This window comes from Serratia ureilytica (assembly GCF_013375155.1).
In the GTDB taxonomy this organism is placed as follows: Bacteria; Pseudomonadota; Gammaproteobacteria; order Enterobacterales; family Enterobacteriaceae; genus Serratia; species Serratia ureilytica.
The window spans coordinates 1-213 of record NZ_JABXOF010000039.1 but is presented as its reverse complement, the minus strand read 5'-3'; the positions used below and the strand labels follow the sequence as shown (position 1 = coordinate 213).

General features: G+C 51.2%; 1 rRNA gene. It reads right to left on the bottom strand.

What is annotated here, in order from left to right:
- A 5S ribosomal RNA gene (rrf, locus tag HWW83_RS25570) occupies window positions 1-62 on the bottom strand; the annotation flags it as partial.
- Window positions 63-213: the final 151 nt, after the last annotated feature.

The following is a 213-nucleotide window of genomic DNA, read 5'->3' as shown; positions in this document are numbered from 1 at the left end:
CGGCGTTTCACTTCTGAGTTCGGCATGGGGTCAGGTGGGACCACCGCGCTATTGCCGCCAGGCAAATTCTGTTTCATTCCAACCGCCTCACTTCCGTGAAGCCATCAGAACCAATCTCGGAACGTCGCTGAAAATCTCTCTAAAAACACCTTCGGTGTTGTAAGGTTAAGCCTCACGGATCATTAGTACTGGTTAGCTCAATGCATCGCTGCA